16 protein-coding genes are annotated in these 21,367 nt (G+C 71.1%); 9 read left to right on the plus strand and 7 right to left on the minus strand.

Features of this window, described 5'->3' with window-relative positions; all coding sequences use genetic code 11:
- Positions 1-85: 85 nt before the first annotated feature.
- Positions 86-1,645, minus strand: coding sequence for a dolichyl-phosphate-mannose--protein mannosyltransferase (locus GPY60_RS05065; RefSeq protein WP_156686543.1), 1,560 nt, complete (start codon positions 1,643-1,645; stop codon positions 86-88).
- A 25-nt stretch (positions 1,646-1,670) separates the two neighbouring features.
- Between GPY60_RS05065 and rsmI the strand changes: the two genes are divergently transcribed.
- Positions 1,671-2,507 (plus strand): 16S rRNA (cytidine(1402)-2'-O)-methyltransferase, encoded by an 837-nt coding sequence (rsmI, locus tag GPY60_RS05070; RefSeq protein ID WP_156686544.1) that lies wholly within the window; start codon positions 1,671-1,673, stop codon positions 2,505-2,507.
- Positions 2,508-2,511: 4 nt separating this feature from the next.
- Here the strand turns inward: rsmI and GPY60_RS05075 are convergent, their stop codons facing one another.
- The 4 genes from GPY60_RS05075 to GPY60_RS05090 form a co-directional block, all read right to left on the minus strand.
- Positions 2,512-3,636 carry a hypothetical protein gene (locus tag GPY60_RS05075; protein ID WP_156686545.1) on the minus strand — a complete coding sequence of 375 codons (1,125 nt, stop codon included), beginning with the start codon at positions 3,634-3,636 and terminating at the stop codon, positions 2,512-2,514.
- Positions 3,637-3,771: 135 nt separating this feature from the next.
- On the minus strand, positions 3,772-5,025 hold the full coding sequence (locus GPY60_RS05080) for an aminodeoxychorismate synthase component I (protein WP_156686546.1): 1,254 nt from the start codon (positions 5,023-5,025) through the stop codon (positions 3,772-3,774).
- A gap of 34 nt (positions 5,026-5,059) precedes the next feature.
- A complete protein-coding gene (locus tag GPY60_RS05085) occupies positions 5,060-5,971 on the minus strand; it encodes an RNA polymerase sigma-70 factor (protein ID WP_156686547.1) in 912 nt (303 codons plus the stop codon).
- Positions 5,968-7,155 carry an NAD(P)/FAD-dependent oxidoreductase gene (locus tag GPY60_RS05090; protein ID WP_156686548.1) on the minus strand — a complete coding sequence of 396 codons (1,188 nt, stop codon included), beginning with the start codon at positions 7,153-7,155 and terminating at the stop codon, positions 5,968-5,970. Before GPY60_RS05090 ends, GPY60_RS05085 begins: the two co-directional genes overlap by 4 nt.
- A 301-nt stretch (positions 7,156-7,456) precedes the next feature.
- Here GPY60_RS05090 and GPY60_RS05095 point away from each other — a divergent pair, with 301 nt between their 5' ends.
- The 8 genes from GPY60_RS05095 to GPY60_RS05130 all read left to right on the plus strand — a co-directional run bounded on the left by GPY60_RS05095 (position 7,457) and on the right by GPY60_RS05130 (position 19,418).
- Entirely contained in the window at positions 7,457-9,331 is a 1,875-nt protein-coding gene (locus GPY60_RS05095) for a putative bifunctional diguanylate cyclase/phosphodiesterase (RefSeq protein WP_156686549.1), read from the plus strand.
- 11 nt (positions 9,332-9,342) lie between these two features.
- A complete protein-coding gene (locus tag GPY60_RS05100; protein ID WP_197283535.1) occupies positions 9,343-11,010 on the plus strand; it encodes a hypothetical protein in 1,668 nt (555 codons plus the stop codon).
- A gap of 1 nt (position 11,011) precedes the next feature.
- The gene (locus tag GPY60_RS05105; RefSeq protein ID WP_197283536.1) at positions 11,012-12,691 is read left to right on the plus strand and encodes a hypothetical protein; all 1,680 of its coding nucleotides are present in this window, start codon (positions 11,012-11,014) and stop codon (positions 12,689-12,691) included.
- 135 nt (positions 12,692-12,826) lie between these two features.
- Positions 12,827-14,287, plus strand: coding sequence for a polysaccharide biosynthesis tyrosine autokinase (locus GPY60_RS05110; protein WP_156686550.1), 1,461 nt, complete (start codon positions 12,827-12,829; stop codon positions 14,285-14,287).
- Positions 14,288-14,319: 32 nt separating this feature from the next.
- Positions 14,320-15,759 (plus strand): O-antigen ligase family protein, encoded by a 1,440-nt coding sequence (locus tag GPY60_RS05115; RefSeq protein WP_156686585.1) that lies wholly within the window; start codon positions 14,320-14,322, stop codon positions 15,757-15,759.
- Between the two features lie 35 nt (positions 15,760-15,794).
- Positions 15,795-16,778, plus strand: a complete 984-nt coding sequence (locus GPY60_RS05120) for a glycosyltransferase family 4 protein (RefSeq protein ID WP_156686586.1) — start codon at positions 15,795-15,797, stop codon at positions 16,776-16,778.
- Complete coding sequence (locus GPY60_RS05125; RefSeq protein WP_197283537.1) at positions 16,765-17,721, plus strand: aldo/keto reductase; 957 nt, start codon at positions 16,765-16,767, stop codon at positions 17,719-17,721. Before GPY60_RS05120 ends, GPY60_RS05125 begins: the two co-directional genes overlap by 14 nt.
- On the plus strand, positions 17,718-19,418 hold the full coding sequence (locus tag GPY60_RS05130; RefSeq protein WP_156686551.1) for an FAD-dependent oxidoreductase: 1,701 nt from the start codon (positions 17,718-17,720) through the stop codon (positions 19,416-19,418). The genes GPY60_RS05125 and GPY60_RS05130 overlap by 4 nt, the downstream gene beginning before the upstream one ends.
- Here the strand turns inward: GPY60_RS05130 and GPY60_RS05135 are convergent.
- Positions 19,415-20,458 (minus strand): glycosyltransferase family 4 protein, encoded by a 1,044-nt coding sequence (locus GPY60_RS05135; protein WP_156686588.1) that lies wholly within the window; start codon positions 20,456-20,458, stop codon positions 19,415-19,417. The two genes, GPY60_RS05130 and GPY60_RS05135, sit on opposite strands and share 4 nt — an antisense overlap.
- Before the next feature lie 11 nt (positions 20,459-20,469).
- On the minus strand, positions 20,470-21,291 hold the full coding sequence (locus tag GPY60_RS05140) for a class I SAM-dependent methyltransferase (protein ID WP_231639352.1): 822 nt from the start codon (positions 21,289-21,291) through the stop codon (positions 20,470-20,472).
- Between the last annotated feature and the right edge of the window lie 76 nt (positions 21,292-21,367).

Below are 21,367 nucleotides of genomic sequence, written 5' to 3' on the forward strand. Positions count from 1 at the left end.
GTGGCATCGATCCTGCGCTCAGCGCGGACAAATGGGCGTTTGACGCGCACTGGATGCAGTCTCGATGAGACGAGATGAGAAGAACTCAACGCCAGCTGGGCAGCCAGATCTCCATGTTCCACGTCTCCTGCGAAATGGGCAGACCGGTGAGGACGGGATACAACCACGCGAAGTTCGTCACCACCAACGCGACGTAGCAGGACACGGCGATCAGCCCCAGCGTGCGGCGCTCCCGGCCTTGCCCACGCGCGAAGAGGATGTCGCCGCAGATCAAGGCGATGGCCATGGTCAGAAAGGGCCCCATTGTCGCCGCGTAGAAGAAGTACATCTGCCGGTCGATGTCGGCGAACCAGGGCAGCCACCCGGCGCAATACCCGGTCAGGACCACCGCGTAGCGCCAGTCGCGCCGCACCAGCATGCGCCACGCCGAGTACAGCAGCACCGGAACGGCCAGCCACCACATCGCCGGAGTGCCGACCATCATCTCGGCCTTGACGCACGACTGAGCGCCGCAACCCGGCACGTTCTGCTGGTCGATGGCGTAGAGCACCGGCCGCAACGACATCGGCCAGCTCCAGGGCTTGGATTCCCAAGGGTGGTAGTTGCCGGCGGAATTCGTCAGTCCCGCATGGAATTCGAACGCCTTGGCGGTGTAGTGCCACAGCGAGCGGATCGCGTCGGGCACGGGGACCAACGAGTGCGGGCCGATCGACTGGCCCACCTCGTGCCTGTCGATGGCGGTCTCCGACGCGAACCACGGCGCGTAGCTGGCGAGGTAGACCCCCAGGGGGATCAGCGCGAGCGCGTACGCGGTGGGGAGCAGGTCGCGCCGCAGCACACCCAGCCACGGCCGGGTGACCTGGTACTGCCGCCGCGCCGCCAGGTCGAACGCCAACGACATGGCGCCGAAGAACACCACGAAGTACAGCCCGGACCACTTTGTGCCGCAAGCCAATCCGAGCATCAGTCCCGCGAGGAAGCGCCACCAGCGCACACCGAGCCGCGGACCCCAGACGGTGTCGGCGTTGCGGCCCTCCATCAGGGCGACGTGCAGGCGTAGACGCACCTGGTCGCGGTCAACGATCAACGCGCCGAAGGCGGCGACCACGAAAAAGGTGAGGATGCCGTCGAGCAACGCCGTCCGGGCCGCGACGAAGCTCACGCCGTCGCAGATGACCAGCACGCCGGCGATCGCGCCGACCAGCGTCGAGCGGCTGATCCGCCGCACGATCCGCATCACCAGCGTCACCAGCACCACGCCCAGCAGCGCGCCGGTGAATCGCCAGCCGACCCCGTCGTAGCCGAAGATCGCCTCGCCGACGGCGATCAGCTGTTTGCCGACGGGCGGGTGGACGACCAGGCCGAAGCCGGGGTTGTCCTCCACGCCGTGGTTGTGCAGCACCTGCCAGGCCTGCGGGGCGTAGTGCTTCTCGTCGAAGATCGGCGTGCCGGCGTCGGTCGGCGAGCCGAGGTTCAAGAACCGCGTCACGGCGGCCAGCAGCGTGATCACGCCGGTGACGACCCAGCCCCGGATGGTGTCCGTGGGCCCGAAGTCCGGCACGGGGACGAGCGGTCCCGGCGTGACGACGGGGACGACGCGCTCCTCCTCGTGGGCGACGGAGGCTTCGCGGGGCGGGGCGGACATCGGTGTCGATCGTAGGCTGTCCGTCATGACCTCCGGTCGCCTATTGCTGGCCGCGACCCCGTTGGGCCAGCCGGCGGACGCATCACCGCGCCTCGTTGACGCCCTGACGCGCGCCGACGTGGTGGCCGCCGAGGACACCCGCCGGATCCGGACGCTGGCCCGCGCGCTCGAGGTGCGGATCACCGGCCGGGTGGTCAGCCTGTTCGATCGGGTCGAGTCGGCGCGGGTGGATCCCCTGATCGAGGCGATCCACGCCGGGGCGACGGTGCTGGTGGTCAGCGATGCCGGCATGCCGTTGATCAGCGACCCGGGCTACCGGCTGGTGGCGGCGTGCGTGGACGCCGGTCTGCCGGTGCAGTGCCTGCCCGGTCCGTCGGCGGTGACGACGGCGCTCGCGGTGTCGGGCCTGCCGTCGGAGCGGTTCTGCTTCGAGGGGTTCGCGCCGCGGAAGAAGTCGGCGCGTCGCACCTGGCTCGCCGCCCTGGCTGACGAGCCGCGGACGTGCGTGTTCTTCGAGTCGCCGCGCCGGTTGCCCGCGTGCCTGCGGGACGCCGCCGAGCAGCTCGGCGGTTCGCGCCGGGCCGCAGTCTGCCGCGAGTTGACCAAGGTGCACGAGGAGGTGGTGCGCGGTTCGCTGGACGAGCTCGCCGCCTGGGCGGCCGACGGCGTGCTCGGCGAGGTCACCGTGGTGCTGGCGGGGGCGACCCCGCGCGCCGACGTTCCGTCGCTGGTCGCGAAGGTGCAGCATCTCGTCGACGCGGGCGCCCGCGTCAAGGACGCGTGCGGCGAGGTGGCCGCGGCGAACCCGGGCGTGCGGACGCGGGAACTCTACGAGGCGGTCCTGCAGTCGCGCAGGGACTGAGCCGTTACAGGTGCGGCAGGCCCGGAATCGGCGGCGGTCCGGGCAACGCCGACAGCGGCGGCGGTCCCGGCAGCGGCGGCAACGCGGGCAGCGGGGGCGGTCCCGGCAGCGGCGGCAGACCGGCCGGCAGCGCCGGCAACGCGGGTAGCGCCGGCAACGGCGGCAGACCGGCCGGCAGTGCCGGCAACGCGGGCAGCGGCACAGCTCCCGGCAGCGGGGGCAGGCCCGCCGGAAGCCCGGCCGCGGGCAACGAGCCGATCAACGGCAGCGCCAACGCGGCGAGCGTCGCGGGGTCGACACCCGGCAAGCCCGGCAGCGCGGGCATGCCCGGTAGCGAGGGGAGGCCGATCGCGGGCAGGCTCGGTAGCGCGGGAAGGCCGACCGCCGCGGGGAGGCCCGGTATCGAAGGGAGCCCCATCGCGGGGATGGCCGGCAGTGCGGGCATCGCGAACCCGGGGAGCGCCGCGGCGGGCACTCCGGGGAGGCCGGGAATCCCTGGCAGCGTCGGCAGGGTGACGCCCGGAAGGCCGAGGTTCTTCGGCAGGAAGCCGATCTGCTGCAGGTAGGCGATCGCGATCGCGGCGCTGGTGACGGTGCCCACGGCGGCGCTCGCCACGCCGACGACGCTGCCGCCCACGCCGACGACGCCGTTGACGACCGAGTAGGCGGCGTTTATCCCGTAGGGCGCGGCCATGGCCCCGGCGAGTCCGGGCAGCAGGGTGCCCGGGTCAAGCGGGCCGGAGCTTCCGGTGTCCGGTACGCCGACGTCCGGCAGGGCGGGCAGGGTCGCGCCCTGGCCGCCCGCGGCCGGGGCGCCACCGCCGCCGCCACCGCCACCCACGAATCCGGGGCTCGTGCCCGCTCCGGCCGCCGCTGCCGCGTCGGCGCCGGGAGCCGCAGGTCCGGGCGGTGTCACGTTGGACGCGTCGGAGAATCCCGGCTGCGTTCCCGCGTCGGGGGCGGCCTTGGGTGCCTCGGGCATCAGGACCGAGTCGACACGCTCGCATTTTGCGCCGATTCCGCACGATCCCGAGGTCGGGATCGGCGTGCTGACCGAGGTCAGCGGCGTCACCGCCAGCGTCCCACCGAGCAGGGCGGATGCCGCGGCGCCCAGGAGAGCGATTCTCATGACTGAAGCCCCATCTTGCAGTCGACACGCGATCGGCGCGGGTCAATGGTCGAAAGCTTAGACGCAACCGGAATGTGATGCGGGTGTAATGCGAAATCCGGGGGCCCTATCCTGCGGTTTCCGGCGTCAACGCGGCTAGCGAGGCGTTCCCGCGGTGGCGATGCACGGCACGTCCACGACGGGGGCGGCCTTGTGCAGACATTCCGCCCACTCGGCGTCGGGCTCGGAGTCGGCGGTGATGCCCCCGCCGACCCCGAGCACGGCGTTGCCCGTGGCGTCGAATTCGACGGTGCGGATCGCGACATTGAGCTCGGTACCGGCCACCGGCGAGGCCAATCCCATTGTGCCGCAATAAATTCCGCGCCTCCTAGTCTCCCAGCCCGAAATCAGCTGGCGGGCCCGGGCTTTCGGCGTCCCGGTGACCGACGCCGGCGGAAACGTGGCGTCGAGCAGCGCGGACGTCCGCAGCTCGGCGGGAACGCGCGCCGACACCGTCGACACCAGGTGCCACACGCCCGGCGCACGCCGCACGACCAGCAGTTCGGGCACCGTGACGGTACCGGTCACCGCGACCCGGCCGAGGTCGTTGCGGACCAGGTCCACGATCATGATGTTCTCCGCCACGTCCTTCGCGGACGCCCGCAGCGCCGACGGCCAGGCGTACAGGGGCAGGGTGCCCTTGATGGGGCTGGAGGTCACCACCGTTCCGTTTCGCCGCAGGAACAGCTCCGGGGACAGCGACGCGACCGCGCCCCACGGCCCGGCCAGAAAGGCGGCCCGAGCCGGCGACGTGCGGGCGACGCCGTCGACGAAAAAGTCGAGCGGGGCGCCGTCGACCGTCCCGGCGAACTGCGTGCACACGCACGCCTGATACACCTCGCCGGCGGCGATCGCCTCGAGGCAGGCCAGCACGCCGTCACGGTGCGCGGCCCGGTCGGCGGTGTCCCAGTCGATCCGGCACTCGCGCGCCGGGACCGGCCGTGCCGCCAGCGCGGCAGCGAGCCACTCCGGCATCGGCGTGCCGGAAAGGCTTTCGTACCACCAGCATCCGGCGCCGTCGCAGCGCAGCACGCAGTCGGTCCACCCGCCGGCTGCCTCGGGGATCCGGGGCGGTCGCCCGTCGGCTCCCGGGTCGGGGTAGGACAGGTAACCGATCCAGCCGCCGCCCACCGCTTCCGGACGGGGCGACGGGCGGTCCTGCGGGACCGCGAACGCCTCGCCGACGGGCACCGGCCGCACCGGCACGCTCGGAGCGATCACCGCCGACGCGCCGAACCACTCGCCCGTCAGCGCGGCGGGTGGCGGCGCGCAGAGCCGCTCGGTGGCGTCGCCGACGGCGCGCAGCACGCTGGGCGCGGTGCCGAGGTTGCCGAGCCGGTCGATTCGCACCGCCCTAGCTTGGCAGAGCCGGCGAAGGAGATCGCTAGCCGCGGCTGATGTCGCGGGCGATGGTGAGGTTGGTCAGCTTGTCGGGATTGCGCATCACGTAGAAGTTGGTGATCTTGCCCTCGACGATCTCGACGGTGATCACACCCTCGAGGTGGTCGCCGAGGTAGAGCAAGACCGCCGGAGCGCTGTTGCAGGTCACCGGGTCCAGGCGCAGGTATGCGCCGGCCCGGCTCATCAGGCCCGCGATCGCCCGGGCCACCCGATCGGCGCCGACCACGGGCCTGCGGGCGGCGCTCGCCTTGCCGCCGCTGTCGGCGGTCCACGTGACATCCGGGGCGAGCATCGTCATCAGCGCCTGCACGTCGCCGCTGACCGCGCTCCGCAGGAATTGCTCGGTGAGCTCGGCGTTGCGTTGCGGATCCGTCGCGTCGAACCTCTTGCGCCGGGCCCGCACGTGCTCGCGTGCGCGGTGCGCGACCTGCCGCACGGTGGGCACCGGCTTGCCCACCGCGTCGGCGATTTCGTCGTAGTCGAAGCCGAACACCTCGCGGAGCACGAACACGGCCCGCTCGTCGGGGCTCAGCGTTTCGAGCAGCACCAGCATGGCCGTCGAAACCGATTCGGCGAGAACGATATCCGCCGACGGGTCATGCTCTTCGAGCAAAAGCGGCTCGGGCAGCCACGGGCCCACGTAGTCCTCGCGCCGGCGGGCGCCGGCCCGCAGCGTGTTCAACGCCTGGCGGGTGACGAGCCGGGCCAGGTAGGACTTGGTGTCCTGCACCGTGGTCAGGTCGACCGCCGCCCAGCGCAGGTAGCTGTCCTGCAACACGTCGTCGGCCTCGGTCGCCGAGCCCAGGATCTCGTAGGCGATCGTGAACAGCAGCGGCCGGAGCAGGGTGAACCGTTCCGCGTGCTCGCTGCCCGCCCCCTGGCCGGCCCGCGTCATCGGACGCCGACCGGTTCGGCGGCTGCCAGGCGCGCGGCCCGCCGTCCGCCCTTGAGCCAGAAGTACGAGCCGGGTTTGGCCGCCTCGCGCCGGATCGACCACAGCGTCCCCTTGCAGATCGTTTCCTTGAGCGAGGCGGCGGCGCGGCCGCCCAGCACCAGGTTCATCGGGGTGTCGTCGGTGTGAGCGACCTGGTACGCGGCATCGGAGCGCCCCAGGCTGATGCACTGACCCACGAACGCCTGGTTCAGGGCCGCCGGCGCCTTCCCGGCGAGGCGGCTAAGCACGGTGTCGGCGGCCTGGGCGCCCAGCGGGCCGGCGGCCTGGCAGCTCATCCGCAGCGGCTGGCCCGACGGGGCGGCGGCGTCACCCGCGGCGACAATCCGGTCGTCGTCGATGCTCGTGAGCGTCTCGTCGGTGAGCAGGCGGCCCAGGGCGTCGGTGCGCAACCCGCTGCGCGTGGCCAGGTCGGGCACCGCGAACCCCGCCGTCCACACGGTGAGCCCGCTGGGCAGCACCCCGCCGTCGGAAAGCACCACCGCATCCCACCGGACCTCGCGGGCGGCCACGGATTCCACCACGTTGACGCCCAGCCTGCGCAGCCGCCTCGCGACCGACCGCCGGCCCCGGCCGCTGAGCGACGGGCCCAGGACGTCGCCGCACAGCAGGGTCACCGGCCGTCCATACCCGGCCAGTTCGGCCGCCGTCTCGATGCCGGTCAGTCCGCCGCCGACCACGGTGACGGGAGCGGCGGTCGGCAGGTCGGCCAGCGCATACCGCAGCCGCTGCGCCCCTTCCAGATCGGCGACGGAGTACGCGAATTCGGCCGCGCCCGGCACGGACGCGGGGATCGCGCCGGTGCTGCCGACGGCGTAGATGAGGAAGTCGTAATCCAGCCCCGCGCCCGACGCGAGCTGTACGTGCCGGTCGGCGGGCGCGATGCGGTCGACGGAGTCGACGACCAGCCGGATGCCCTCGCCCAGCAGCGTGTCGTAGTCGGCGGTCGCGGCGCCGGTGTCGGCGGCCCACTGGTGCAGCCGAATTCGCTCGACGAACACCGGGCGGGGATTCACCAGGGTGATGTCGACGTCCGGGTGCTGCCGCAGACGGTTCGCCGCCAGGGTCCCGGCGTATCCGCCGCCGATGACAACGACATGAGTTCTCTGGGTGCCCGCCTCGGTCATTTCTCCTCCTGCTCTCGTTCGGACTTGTGCCCTTCAGACACCGCCCGACCGCGAAGCGTGACAGCGCCGGCGGGAGTGTGACCCGTCTCACTCATAGTGCGACTTCCCGCCGGTCGCGGGCCTCGCTGCACCCATTGCGGGCGAGCCGCACATGTTAAGCTCCGCTCTACCGATCAGTTAGCTGACGGGGCCACTCACGCCCATACCGAACCCCCGAAGGATGGAGCTTCGCCGGTGCGCACGGGAGTGCATCCGGAGAAGCGCACAGAACGACGAGGATCCCCGCACATGGGAGGAGCCCGTGCCGCGCAGCCTCGATCTCGTCATCACGTCGGTCGCCACCCAACTGATGGAGGCGACCGGCGCCACCGCCACCCGGGTGAGTGAACGGGTTCTCGAGCAACTCGTCGAACAGTTCAACCTCGACGCCGCCTTCTTGCGGCACCACGATCACGACATCCGGGCGTCGGTGCTGGTCGCCGAATGGCCGCGCCGGGTGGACGTTCCCGACCCGGATCCGATGGCCGTCATCCACTTCACCAGTGTCGACGCGGTTTTCGGGGATGGTGAGCACGGCAGGAAACCGGTCGTGATCCGGCCGGATCAGGCGACTCGCTCCTTCGCCCTCTGGTCGGGACCCAGGGCGGCGACCAAGCAGCCCGCCGCGCCGTCGGTGGCCGCCGCGCCGCTGGTCTCGGGCGAGGCGACCACCGGTGTGCTCGGCTTCGTCAGGTACGGCGCCCGCAAGTGGAAGCAGGAGGAGATCAACACGCTCGAGGCGGCGGCCGCGCTCTTCGCCCAGTTGCAGGCCCGGATCGCGGCCGAGGAAAAGCTCCGCTACCTCGCCGAGCACGACGACCTGACCGGCCTGTACAACCGTCGGGCCCTGGTCGCCCACCTCACCGAGAGGCTGATCGCGGGCAGCCCCGGCCCGGTCTCCGTTTTGTACCTCGACCTGGACCGGCTCAAGCCGATCAACGATTACCTCGGCCACACCGCCGGCGACTGGTTCATCAGGGTCTTCGCGCAACGGCTCCGGGCCTGCGCCGGCATCCGCAGCATGATCGCCCGGCTGGGCGGTGACGAGTTCGTCGTCATCCCCGAACAGCCGATGTCGACCGCGACGGCGGAGTCACTCGCTCGGCGGCTGTGCGCGACGCTGCGCGAGCGACTGGCCATCGGGGGGCACATGATCACCCGCACCGTCAGCATCGGCGTCGCGGTGGGCGTCCCGGGCCGGGACAACAGCACCGACCTCCTGCGCCGGGCCGACGAGGCCGTGCTGACCGCCAAGCGTGGCGGCGGCAACCAGGTCGCGATGTCCACCGACGACATGTCGCTGAAAAGCGCGTTCCGCAACGACATCGAGCTGCATCTGCAGGGCGACATCGACAGCGAAGCGCTGCTGTTGCACTACCTTCCCGAGGTCGACCTGTGGACCGGCGCCATCGTCGCCGCCGAGGCGCTGGTCCGGTGGCGGCACCCGATCTGGGGGCTGCTGCTGCCGGACTCGTTCATCGGGGTGGCCGAGTCGACGAACCTGGCCGGTGAGTTGGGCCGATGGGTGATGCGAACCGCCTGTGCCGATTTCAGCCGCTGGCGGTCGAAAGGCATCGGGCTGAGCGCCACCCTGCGGATCAACGTGTCGCCCGTGCAGTTGATCACCCGGGGCTTCGTGCGCAGCGTCGCCGACACCATCGACGAGTTCGGCATCGACGCCGGGTCGGTGTGCCTCGAGATCACCGAGCGCGCCGTGGTGCACGACATGGAAACCACCCGCAAGACGTTGTCGGAACTCAAAGACGTCGGCGTGCAGATCGCGATCGACGACTTCGGCACCGGCTATGCCGTTCTGTCGCACCTGAAGTCGTTGCCGGTCGACACGCTCAAGATCGACACCGCGTTCGTGCGCGACCTGGGCACGAACGCCGGCGACCTGGCCATCGTCCGCGCGATCATCGGTCTCGCCGAGGCGTTCGGCCTGCAACTGGTCGCCGAGGGCGTCGAGACACCCGCCGCCGCACTGACTTTGATGCAGCACGGCTGCCACCGGGCCCAGGGATTCCTGCTGTCGCGGCCCGTGCCGGCCGGCGCGATGGAGGCCCTGCTGGCCGCCCGCTGGATGCCCATGCCGTTCCTCGCCGATCGCGAGGCCCTGTCGTTAGGCGCGATCTAGCCCTGGGCACGATGTTCGGTTCGGGGAGCAAGGCCGTGCTGGCGGTCGCCTGTGCGACGGCGACGCTCATCGGCTGTGGTCGACACGTCGACCCGGGACCGCTGTCGGCGATGGCCTTCCCGGCCGTGCCGCCCACCGTTCAGGAGATCGCCAACCCGCTGCGCGGGCAGTACGAGGATCTGCTCAATCCTCTTTTCCCGCAGGGAAACCCGGCCGATCGGCAGTACCAGCCGTGGCCGGCGTCCTACGACGCCAGCCTGCGGGTGTCGTGGCGTCAGCTGCAGCCCACGGATCCCGGCTCGCTGCCGCCCGACGCCCCCGACGATCGCAAGTACGACTTCGGTGTGATCGACGACGCGCTGGCGAAACTGGGCAACCGCAACATGCGGTTGATCCTGGGCGTGTACTCCTACCGGTCCTGCTGCGGCGACTCGTCCGGCGGCGACGGGAACATCGCGATACCCGACTGGATGCGCCCCGCCGCCACCACCTATCCGGGTGCGCCCGACGGCGGCGGGGTGGCGCAGGTGGTGCCGAACTGGAACGACCCGCGCTACCTCGACGGCTTCGGCCGGCTGCTCGCCGCGCTGGGCCGCCGATACGACGCCGACGAGCGGCTGAGCGTCTTCGAGTTCTCCGGATACGGCGACTTCAACGAGAACCAAGTGGCCTACCTGCGCGACAAGCTGGCCGCGGCGGGTCCGGCGCCGGACGACAGCGCCGCGGCGCTGGGGTACTACAGCCAGTACCGCGACCAGAGCATCACCGCGGCATCGATACGCCGGCTCGTCGCCGCCAACGCCGACGCCTTCCGGCACACCCAACTGGTGGTGACGCCACAGAATCCCGAGATCGTGCGTCAGCTGCTCGCCGACGACGTCACCAAGAAGCTGTCCGCGCCGGTGGGCATCCGCTCGGACTGCCTCGGCGTCCAGTCGCCGCTGCCCGGCTGGGCGGACACCGCCGACTCGCACTACGTGCGGACCAACGACGGCGTCGTCGATGCGCTGAAGCGGCGGCTCTCCGCGGCGCCGGTGATCACCGAGTGGTGCCCACTGCCCAGCGGGGCCGACCCGCGGTCGTACTACGAGAAGGGCTTGCACGACGTGGTTCGGTATCACGTGTCGATGACGTCGAGCTCCAACTTTCCCGACCGCGACTTCGCCTCCGCAATGGACCGCACCTTGTATCCTCTGTGGGCGCAGGCCAATACGGAGGCCGGGTACCGGTATTCCGTGGAGGCCCGCCCGGGATCGCAATCCAGACGGGGCAAGGTGGCGACGATAGGGGTGGTGTGGACCAACTACGGCTCGGCGGCCGCGACCGAGAATTGGGCACCCGGCTACAAGCTGGTCGATTTCTCCGGCGCGGTGGTGCGGACCGTTCCCGCCACGGTGAACCTCAGGACACTGACGCCCGAGGACTCGAGCCAATCCCGCGAGGGGGCCGTCCCTACGTCGTCCACCGACGACGTGCACGTCGACGTGTCGGGGCTGGCGCCGGGCCACTACACGCTCTGCGCATCCGTCGAGTGGCAGCAGCACAAGCCGGGCGCATCGCACGCGGTCAACTACGGCCCGATGGCACTGGCCCGTTACGGCCGCGACGCCTCCGGGATGTATCCCATTGCCTCCCTTGACCTCCCGCGTGACGACGCGGTGCCGGCCGGCGGTCACTGACGTGGCGCGGGGTGTCCGCCGCGCGCTGCTCGTCGTCGCCTGCGCGTCGCTGTTGCTCTGCGGGTGCGGCCGTCCGGCCGACCCCGGTCCGTTGGTCGCGCTGGACCGCCCGCCCATACCGATGAACGTCCAGGAGATTGCGAACCCCTTGCGCGGGCAGTACGAGGACCTGTTGGAACCGCTTTTCCCGCAACGCAATCCCGCGCAGAAGCGGTACCCGCCGTGGCCCGCCTCCTACGATGCCAGCGTGCGTGTCTCGTGGCGGCAGCTGCAGCCCACCGACCTCCGCAGGCTTCCCCCCGACGCGCCCGACGACCGGAAGTACGACTTCAGCGTCATCGACGATGCGCTCGCCAAGCTGGCGAGCCGGAACATGCGGTTGACGCTGCGCGTGTTCGCCTACAACTCCTGTTGCGACGCAACGTATCCGAACAACACCAACATCGCGATTCCGGAGTGGATGCGCTCGGCGGCCACCGACTATGTCGGGCCCGTGCGGTACTGGTGGGGCCCGGGTCTGACGCAGGTGGTGCCGAATTGGAACGACCCGCACTACCTGGACGCCTTCGGCGACCTGCTGGCGGCGCTGGGCCGCCGCTACGACGGCGACGAGCGGCTCAGCGTGTTCGAGTTCTCCGGGTACGGCGACTTCAGCGAGAACCACATCGCTTTCCTGCGGGACAAGCTCGGTGCGCCGGGGCCCGCGCCGGACGACAGCGTGGCGGCGCTGGGGTATTACAGCCAGTTCCGCGACCAGAGCATCACCGCCGCCTCGGTACGCCGGCTGGTTGCCGCGAACGTCAGCGCCTTCCCGCACACCCAGCTGGTGACCACCGCGCTCAATCCCGAGATCGTGCGTCAGCTGCTGGCGGACGACGTGACCGCGCGGCTGTCCGCGCCGGTGGGCATCCGGTCGGACTGCCTGGGCGTGTACGCGCCGCTGCCCGTCTGGGCCGAATCCGACCAGTCGCACTACGTCCAGACCAAGGATCCGCTCGTCGGCGAGCTCAAGGACCGCCTCGCCACGGCGTTGGTGATCTCCGAGTGGTGCCAGCTGATGAACGGCATCGATCCCCGGTCCTATTACGAGAAGGCGCTGCGCGACGTCATCCGCTACCACGTGGCGATGACCGCGAGTTTCAACTTCCCGGATGCGGACTCCACCACCGCGATGGATCCGGCCCTCTACCTGTTGTGGGCCCAGGCCAACGTTTCGGCGGGCTACCGGTACTCGGTGCAGGCCCGGCGGGGATCGGAGACAGTGCGCGACGGCGTGGCGTCGGTGGCGGTGACCTGGACCAACTACGGCTCGGCGGCCGCCACGGAGAAGTGGGTTCCCGGCTACCGGCTGGTGGATTTCTCCGGAACGGTGGTCCGGACCGTGCCGGCGACGGTCAACCTGCGAACGCTGGTCCACAACGAATCCGGCGACTCCTCGGCGAAGGAACCGGTTCCGTCGTCGGCCGGCGAATCGATCCGCGTCGACGTGGCCGGATTGCCGCCCGGGCAGTACACGCTTCGGGCGTCCGCGGATTGGCAGCAACACAAGCCCGGCGCCACTCAGACCGTCAACTATCCGCCCATGCAGCTGGCTCGCGACGGGCGCGACGAATCGGGCTCGTACGCGATCGCGACGCTCGATATTCCGCGCGCCGGGCTCACCCCCGCCCCGGGACAGTGACGTGGTGAGCGGCGAACCATTTCGATTTCCGGCCACACGACGCGCTGCGTACTATGCAGGATTATTGCGCAGCGCGCCTTTAAGTGAATAAAAGGACGAATTCTCCCGCTGCGTTCTCAGAAAGGTCTTCAGCCGATGGATTTCCGTACCTTTGTCCGGATACTCCTCGCGCACTGGAAGCTCGCCGTCGGCGCGCTGCTGGCGTGCACGATCGGTGCCGCCGCACTGACGGCGGTGCAAACAAAGCACTACCAGTCGTCGGCCACGATCCTGATCTCCTTCCCGGGCGCCACCGACCTGACCGAGCTGTACAACGGCACGCTGGCGGCCCAGGAACGGCTGTCGTCGTACGCCCAGATCGCGGGCGGCCGCACCGTGGCCGAACGCGCGGTGAACCAGGTGCAGGCGCCCATGAGCGCCGACTACCTGGTGACCCAGACCCAGGTCAAGTACACCGCGAAGTCCCTGCTGTTCACGATCACCGTCAAGGACACCGATGCCAGGCGCGCCGCGGCGCTGGCCGGGGCGATGGCGGATCAGTTCGCGGCGATCGTGCCGACGCTGGGAGCCACCGTCGGGTCCACCGGTCCTTCGGCTCCCGCCACCGCCGGGCCGCGGACCGAACCGGGCGAGACGACCCCGGCCCCCGGTCAGCCGCCCGAAGCCGCCCCCGGGCAGCCGGCCGGCAAGACGCTGGCGGTGGCCCGGGCGAAGGTGGTTGAACCGCCCCGGGTACCCGACCACCCGATCACGCCGGTGCCGGCCCGCAACATGGTGATGGGCTTCGCCGCCGGACTGCTGCTCGGCATCGCCGTGGCCCTGGTCCGCGAGGCCACCGACCGCAGCGTGCGCACGCGCGAGAAGCTGGAGGAGCTGTCCGGGCTGCCGACCCTGGCCGAGCTGCCCGGAAAGCGCGGCGCGGCACCGAGATTCGGTACGGACGTCACGTTCGACGACGGTGTGCGCGGCATGCGGGCCCGGCTGCGCCGAGCCGTCGGACCCGACGCCCGCCGGTTGCTCCTGGCGGCCCCTTTCGGCGGCGAGGGAACGACGACGACGGTGCTGAACCTCTCGCGGGCGCTCGCCGAGATCGGCGAGGACGTGCTGCTCGTCGAGGGTGACACGCGCCGGCCGGTGGTCGCGGGCCTGCTGAACGTCGAATCGGGGGAGGGCCTGGCCAACGCGCTGGGCAACCCCGACATCGCCGCGGAGGCCGTGAAGCCGACCGCGATCGCGAACCTGTTCATCCTCGCCGCTCGGTCGGCCCGCCGCGAGGCCCTGCCGTGCAGCGCGTATGCCCCCGAGGCGATCGACCGGGTGCTCGGCGAGCTGTCGTCGCGGTTCGACCGCGTGGTGGTCGACGGTCCACCGATCCTGGCCACGGCCGACAGCGTCCTGCTGGCCGGCGCCGTGCAAGCCACGGTGCTGGTGGTCCGGGCGAGGCGCACGACCGTCGACGAGCTCACCGACGCCTTGACCGCGCTGCGCGCGGGCGGCGCGAACGTCGTCGGCACCGTGCTGACCGACGCCCGGCCGTCGGTGCGCAGCCGGGCCTCGGCACGCGCGTACCGCGGAAAGGTGCGGGGGACGGCGTGATCTTCGAGCTGCGGGGCCGACATCGCCTGGCGATGGACGGAGCCGCGCTTGCCCTCTTCCTGTTCGGGTGCTTCGTGTTCGGCGTGCTCTCGGTGCGCCGAACGACCGAGGGCGTGCTGCTCATCGCGGCGCTGTTCTGCCTGGTCGTGTACTGGGTGAAGCCCGAAGGGATGACGGCGGTCATGCTGTTCGGGGCGTTCGCCGCGCTGCCCGAAGGGCTGCACATCGGCAAGGTGTTCGGGCCGGTGGCGGTCTACGCCTACCAGGTGGCCGCGATCCTCGCGATCTGCTACCTGCTCCCGATCGTCAAGCTCCGGTCCTACGACTGGCTGCTACCGGGGATGTTCGCGTTCACGGTCGTGGTCTTCACCGTCGTCGGGTTCCAGATGGGGCACGACGCCACGATGGTGATGCGCGAATCGACGACCTTGTTCGAAATGATCGTCGGGTTCGTGCTGGCGTTGCTGCTCGTGTACGGCGGCTACGTCCGCTGGATCATCCGCGTGATGGTGCCCATCCTGTGGTTCTCGGCGGGCATGGCGATCGTGAGTTCGTTGCACGCCATCCGGCTGGCCGGGCGCGCCGAAAGCCTGGAAGAGTCGACCGGCGCGGGCCAGGCCCTGCGCATCGTCCTGTCCACCCAGACACCGGCGACCGCCGTGCTCAGCGGACTCGTCGCCGCCGCGATCATCGGCCGCGTCAGGCCGGCCGTCTACCTGTCCCTCGGGCCGCCCGCGCTCGTCATCTCGCTCCTGTCGTTCGCCCGCAACACGCTGATCGCCGTGGCCGTCGCGGCCCTGGTCGCCTTCCTCACCAGCTTCGGCTGGGCGGCCCTGCGCCGGACGGCCATGGTGGCCGTCTTCAGCGCCGCGGTCTTCGCGGTGACGGTGCCGGGGTCGCTGTTCGTGCTGCAGCATTCCGAGGCGGGGGCGTGGCTCAGCGACCAGTTCACCGCGTTCAACCAGCGCGTGCTGGGCGGGGTTTCGGCGAGTGCGCTGGCCACCGACGAATCCACGCTCGACCGGCTGCGGGAGGTCGCGCGGCTCAACGAGGCCATCGCCCAGGCGCCGGTGTTCGGGCACGGCCTCGGCTACGCCTACCAGCTGCCGTCCGGCAAGGACCCGAACTCCTTCGCCTGGAAGCTGGGGCCCACCTACTCGCACCTCTTCTACCAGTGGTTCCTGGCGAAGGCCGGGGCGGTGGGCCTGGCGGCGTTCGCGTGGTTCGCGCTGACGCCGGTGGTTCGTGCGGTGCGCTGCGCGACGGTGCCGGCCAAGATCAGCGCGGCCGTCAGCGCGGGCCTGCTGGCGATCACCGCCGTCTGGCCGTTGCCGGAAATGCCGATGGACGCCTTGGCGCTGGGGCTGTGCCTGGGGGCCGCGATGGGATTCGCCGGCCTGCGGCGCCGGGAGCGCGAAGCGGCTCCCGCCGGCGCTTCGCCGGCTCAGGCCGGGGCGCCGGGTGTCCGCTGATGGCGCCCCTCGCGGTCACCCACGTGGGGCCGGACATGTACAGCTTCGGCGGCACGCAGTCCGTCATCCGGGTGATCCGCGACAACCAGATCGGCGCCGACGAGATCCGCGTCCTCTCGACGTGGGACGGGCGCCGGCACCTGAAGAACCTGCTCCTCACCGGGGGCGCGGGGACGGCGCTGGCCCGAACCCCGCGCACCACGATCGTGCACTTTCACATGTCCAACGGCGGAGCGTGGCTGCGTGAGGGACCGCTGATCCGGCTGGCCGACGCACGCGGACTGCGCGTCGTCATCACGATCCACGGATCCGACTTTCACCGGTTCGCCTGGTCCCACAAGCATTTCGTGGGCGCGATCCTGAGTCATGCGGACCACCTGATCCTGCTGTCGGAGGAGGCGCGCGCCGCGGCCGCGTGGGTGGCGCCCTACGTCCCCACCTCGGTGGTGGCCAACCCGATCCCGATCGACCGCGACGCCCCCGGCGCGAGCACGACGCCTCCCGTCGTGCTGTTCGCCGGGACCATCGGCTTACGCAAAGGGGTCGACAAGCTCGTCGCGGCGTGGCGGCTGCTGCTCGCCGAGGGCATCGAAGGGCAGTGTCGCATCGTCGGTCCCATCGACGACTACTCCCCGCCGCCAACCGAACGCCTGTCGGTCGAACCGCCGGTCCACCCCGACCGGGTGCGCGAACTGCTCCGGACCGTGCGGGTGGTGACGCTGCCGTCGTTCGCCGAGGGCATGCCGATGATCCTCACCGAGGCGCTGGCCGGCGCGCGCCCGATCGTGGCGACGCCCGTCGGCGGCACGACGGAAATCGCCTCCGACCCGCACATGCTCGTGCCCGTCGGCGACGTCCCCGCGCTGGCCCGCGGCATCGCCCGTTACCTGCGCCACCCGGACCTCGCCGAGCGCGACGGGCTGCGCGGCCAGCAGCACATCGCGGCCACCCGCAGCCCCGAGGTCATCGGCGCGGAGCTCCGGCGGATCTACGAGAGCTGCCTCGATGCGGCGAGTTGAGCTCCCGGGACCGGGGCTGACGGTCAGCGCGGTCGGCTTCGGGTGCGGCGGCCTGCTGCAGTCGCCGTCGCGCAGGGAGCGGATGGCGGTGCTGGGCGCCGCCGTCGCCAACGGCATCACCCACTTCGACACCGCGCGCATGTACGGCCTCGGACGGGCGGAGTCGGAGCTCGGGGCGTTCCTGCGCACGGTCGACCGCGACTCCGTGACCATCGCGACCAAGTTCGGCATCAACGTGGGCGGCGCCGTGGCGAGGCTCGCGCGATTCCAGGCGCCGGCGCGGGCGCTGCTCCGCGCGGCGCCGGCGCTGCGCCGCGCCGTCAAGCGGCGGCAGGGATCGCCGGAGGCACCGCGGGTCTACGACGCGGCGGCCGCCGCGCGCGGCCTGGACCAGAGCCTGGCGGCGCTGGGCGTCGACCACGTCGACATCCTGTTCGTGCACGGCCCGCGGCCCGGCGACACGGTCGCGGCCGGCGAGTTGCGCGAGTTCTTCGAACGCGCCCACCGGCAGGGCAAGATCCGGGCGTGGGGCGTCTCGCAGGACGAGGGGCTCGACACCGACTTCGCCGCGGAGTTCGCCCCCCAGGGGGTGAGCCAGGTGCGCGGCGACCTGCTCGGTCCGCCGCCGCGCCCGGCCGATCTCGTCTTCGGGGTGCTCAACCGGTCGTATGCCACCTTGTCGGGCGCGCTGCACGCCGACGCGCGGCTGGCGGCCCACTGGCGCGAGGCACTCCAGCTCGATCCGCTGGCCGCCGGTGCGCTGCCCAAGCTGATCCTCGGCTCGTCCGCGGCGGCGACGGGGTGCCGCGCCATCCTGTACAGCACCACCCGTCCGCGCCGCGTCGCCGAGGCGGCGGACGCCGTGGACGCCCCGGTGGACGCCGACACCCTGACCCGATTCCTGGCTTTGGTCAAGGAGTTTCGAGAGGGCACCGCCGCGTGATCCGCGCCCCGCAGGACTTCGCCGCGGGCGCGACGATCGAGACCGACGTCGTGGTGGTCGGCGCCGGCCCGATCGGGATCGCCACGGCGCTCGAACTGGCGCGCGCGGGCGTGCGGGTCGCGCTGATCGAAAGCGGTCTTTCGCGCATCGACCACGCGGCGCAAAAGTTGGCGTCTTTCGACTCGCGGCAGGACGACTACTTCCATTCGCGCAGCGAGCTCATGGTGCGCCGGCAGGTCGGGGGCACGTCGGCGCTGTGGGGCGGGCGCTGTGTCCCCTACGACCCCATCGACTTCGAGGACCGTCCGATCACCGCGCAGGCGCGCTGGCCGATCCGGTACGAGGATGTCGAGCCCTACCTGCAGCGGGCCTGCGACTGGGCCGCGTGCGGCAGGGCGGCGTTCAACGCGCGGGACATCCCCGAGATCGCGGGCCACGACATGGTTCCCGGCCTGCCCGACGGAGCGCTGCGCACGACCGACCTCGAACGGTGGGCGCTGCCAACGCGTTTCGGGCGCGCGTACCGCGACGACCTGCGCGACGCCACCCGCCTCACCGTGTGGACCGGCCTGACGTGCACGGAGATCGTCACGACCGACACCGGCGATTCGGTCGACCATCTCGTCGTGAAAGCCCTCGACGGCCGGGAAGGCAGGGTGGTCGCGACCGACTACGTGATCGCGACCGGCGGCGTGGAGGCGACCCGGCTGCTGCTGGCGTCGGACCGGCACCATCCCGCGGGGCTCGGCAACGCCGGCGGACACCTGGGGCGCTGGTACATGTCGCACGTCGAGGGGCGGGTCGCGCGGGTGCATTTCACCGCGGACCCGGTCATCCACGAGCACGAGCGGGACGACGAGGGGGTGTACGTCCGCCGGCGCTTCACGCTCAGTGCCGAGGCCCAGCGTGAGCTGGGGGTGCCGAATGCCGCCGTCTGGCTGGTGAATCCACCGATCAGCGACCCGGGCCACGGCAGCGGGATCCTCTCCGGGGTCTACCTGACGCTGATCTCGCCGCTCGGCCGCTTCCTGCTTGCCCAGGCCATCCGCGAGACGCACACGAAGACGGACGGCCCGCCACGCGTGCTGGCGCACCTGCGCAACATCGTGCGAGACCTGTTGCCGTCCATCCGGTTCGCGGTCGCCTTCACGTATGCACGCTTCCTGCGCAGGGGCCGCAAGGCGCCCGGGTTCTTCGTGAAGAGCGCCGACAACAGCTACCTGCTGCACTTTCACGGCGAGCACCTGCCGCACCGGGAGAGCCGGATCGAGCTCACCGACGAGCGGGACGCCCTGGGCATGCGCAGGGTGCGCACGCACATGCACTTCTCCGAGGCCGACTACGCGAGCGTGCGCACGGTCATCGGCGTGATCGACGAGCACCTGCGGCGCCACGGCGTCGGGTACGTCGAGTGGCTCACCGACGACGTCGAGGGTTCGGTGCGCGCGTTCATGAAGGGCTACGCCGGCTACCACCAGGCCGGGACGACGCGGATGGCCGCCACGCCGGACGGCGGCGTGGTGGATCCGGACCTCCAGGTCCACGGGGTGCGCGGCCTCTACGTGGCCAGCACGTCGGTGCTGCCCACGTCCAGTCAGGCCAATCCGACGCTGCTGGGGATCGCGCTGGGGGTGCGCCTGGCCGATCACCTGGCGGACGCTCGAAAGGCGTGCAAGCCAACGAGTTCGGCGGGTTAACGTCGGCGCGCCAGCACCTCGGCGATGATTTCGAGGAACCGTTCGGCCACCAGGTCGACGGCGCACCGCCGGGCGTAATGCTGCGCCGCCGCGGCGCCTTGGCGCGCCGCCACGGCCGGGTCGGCCAGCAGGTCGAACGCGGCGGCGAGGCCGGCGACGTCGTCGATGCCGATCGGCGGGCACTCCGTGGGCTGATACTCCGGCAGGGCGCCGGCCGTGGATACGATCGGCATCACGCCCAGCTGCATCGAGAGCACCTGGACCCCGCTCTGCGACGCGCGTCGGTAGTGCGAGACCGATCCCTTGGCGGCGGCCAGAATCGGGATGACGTCGGCGTAGCGGTAACTGCCCCGGCGCCAGACCGTGTGCTCGGGCAGGGCGCCGGCGTCCAGGGTGCCGTCCCCGATGAGCACCAGGTTGTCCCCGCGCCAGCCTCCGCCGGTGACGTGCCGCTGCCACGCCCGCAATACCACATCGGCGTTCTTGTACGGGTTGAGCCGGCCGAACATCACGAAGTCCCGGCGCCCGTCGGCGCCCACCAGTGGGGGCACGCGGTGCGGGTCGATGTCACTGGCCAGTGGGACCACGTGCACGGGCGTGCCCGCGACGTCACGGTTCCCGGCGACGGCTTCCGCCACGTAGCGGCTGTAGGTGATGGTGGCCGCCGAGCGGGCGCCCCAGCGGTCGAACACCGCCACCTCGTAGGCGGGCCGCTGCTCGCCGGGGTCGTGCGGGCGGTCGTCGTGCACCACCTGGATGCGTGGCGCCCGGCCCGCCAGCGCGATCCACCGGGGATCGCGGACGATCTCGGCGATCACGACGTCCGGCCGGTAACTGCGGATCCGGCGCCAGGCCCGCAACGTCGGCGGCCACGTCGAAGCGGTGCGAAAGCTCGGTTCGAGCACCAGCTCGTAGTCGCGGGCGGCGTCGGACTCGGGGTGCCGATCCGACGTCACCAGCAGCACGTCGGCCCCGTGCCGGATCAGCGCTTCGGCCTGCACCCGCACGGCCGGCCGCGTCCACGGCGAAAGCCACAGCACGCGAGGCGAATTCACCGTTCCCCGTCGGCGTGCAGGAAGATGTCCGCGTCGGTCCACATCCGGGTCTCGAGCGCGCGGCGGGGCACCCCCTGCAGGAGGTTCGTCACCCGCGGCGAGGCGAGCAACCGCCAGGCCACGGGATTGACGTCCGCCCGCGTCCAGATGTGCAGGCCCATGCCGCCGAGGAACCACCAGCGGGTCTTGGAGGTGTGAAAGCGCATGCCGAACCGCTTCCCGATCAGTTCCAGCGTCGAGCGCTGGTAGAAGGTGATGTGCTGCCCGGTCGCGAAGGCGTAGTACATCCACTCCTCCGGCGGCGGGGGCTGCCCGTCGAAGATCTCGGTCGTGAAGACGATCGTGTCGGTGCCGGTGCTCTGCAGTAACTCGTCCACGAATGCGACGGGGTCGGCGAGATGCTCCATCACCTCGAAAGCGGTGACCGCGGTGTACGGCCGGCCGGGGCCCGCGTCGGCCTCGAAGCCCCGCGCTGTCAGGTTGGGGGAGTGCTTGTCCGCCCAGTAGTAGTCGAAGCCGATGTCGCGCATCATGCGGGTGAAAAGCCCGTAGCCGCCGGCGGCGTCGAGGTAGCGGCCGCGGCGGTCGAACAGAAAGAACAACAGCACCGACATCGCGCGCGCCAGGTACTGGTTGCGCCACACCAGGGTCGTGTCCGCCGCCGCCACCGGGCTCGCGTAGGCCTCGTCCAGCCAGAAGGGTTCTTCGGTCTGCAGGCCCCCGCAGTTGCCGCAGAAGTAGTACTTGCAGTCGTACTTCCCGAGCAGCTGGTGAGTGAACGCCAGACTGGTGCCGGAACTGCAGATGCGGCACAGCACGTTACTCAACCCTCCTCAGCGAAAGGACAATGCCGAAGCTACGGCACCGCGCGCGCGGGGAGCAAGCCCGCGCCGC

Origin of the sequence: Mycobacterium sp. Marseille-P9652, assembly GCF_902652685.1 — a bacterium.
Lineage (GTDB): Bacteria > Actinomycetota > Actinomycetes > Mycobacteriales > Mycobacteriaceae > Mycobacterium.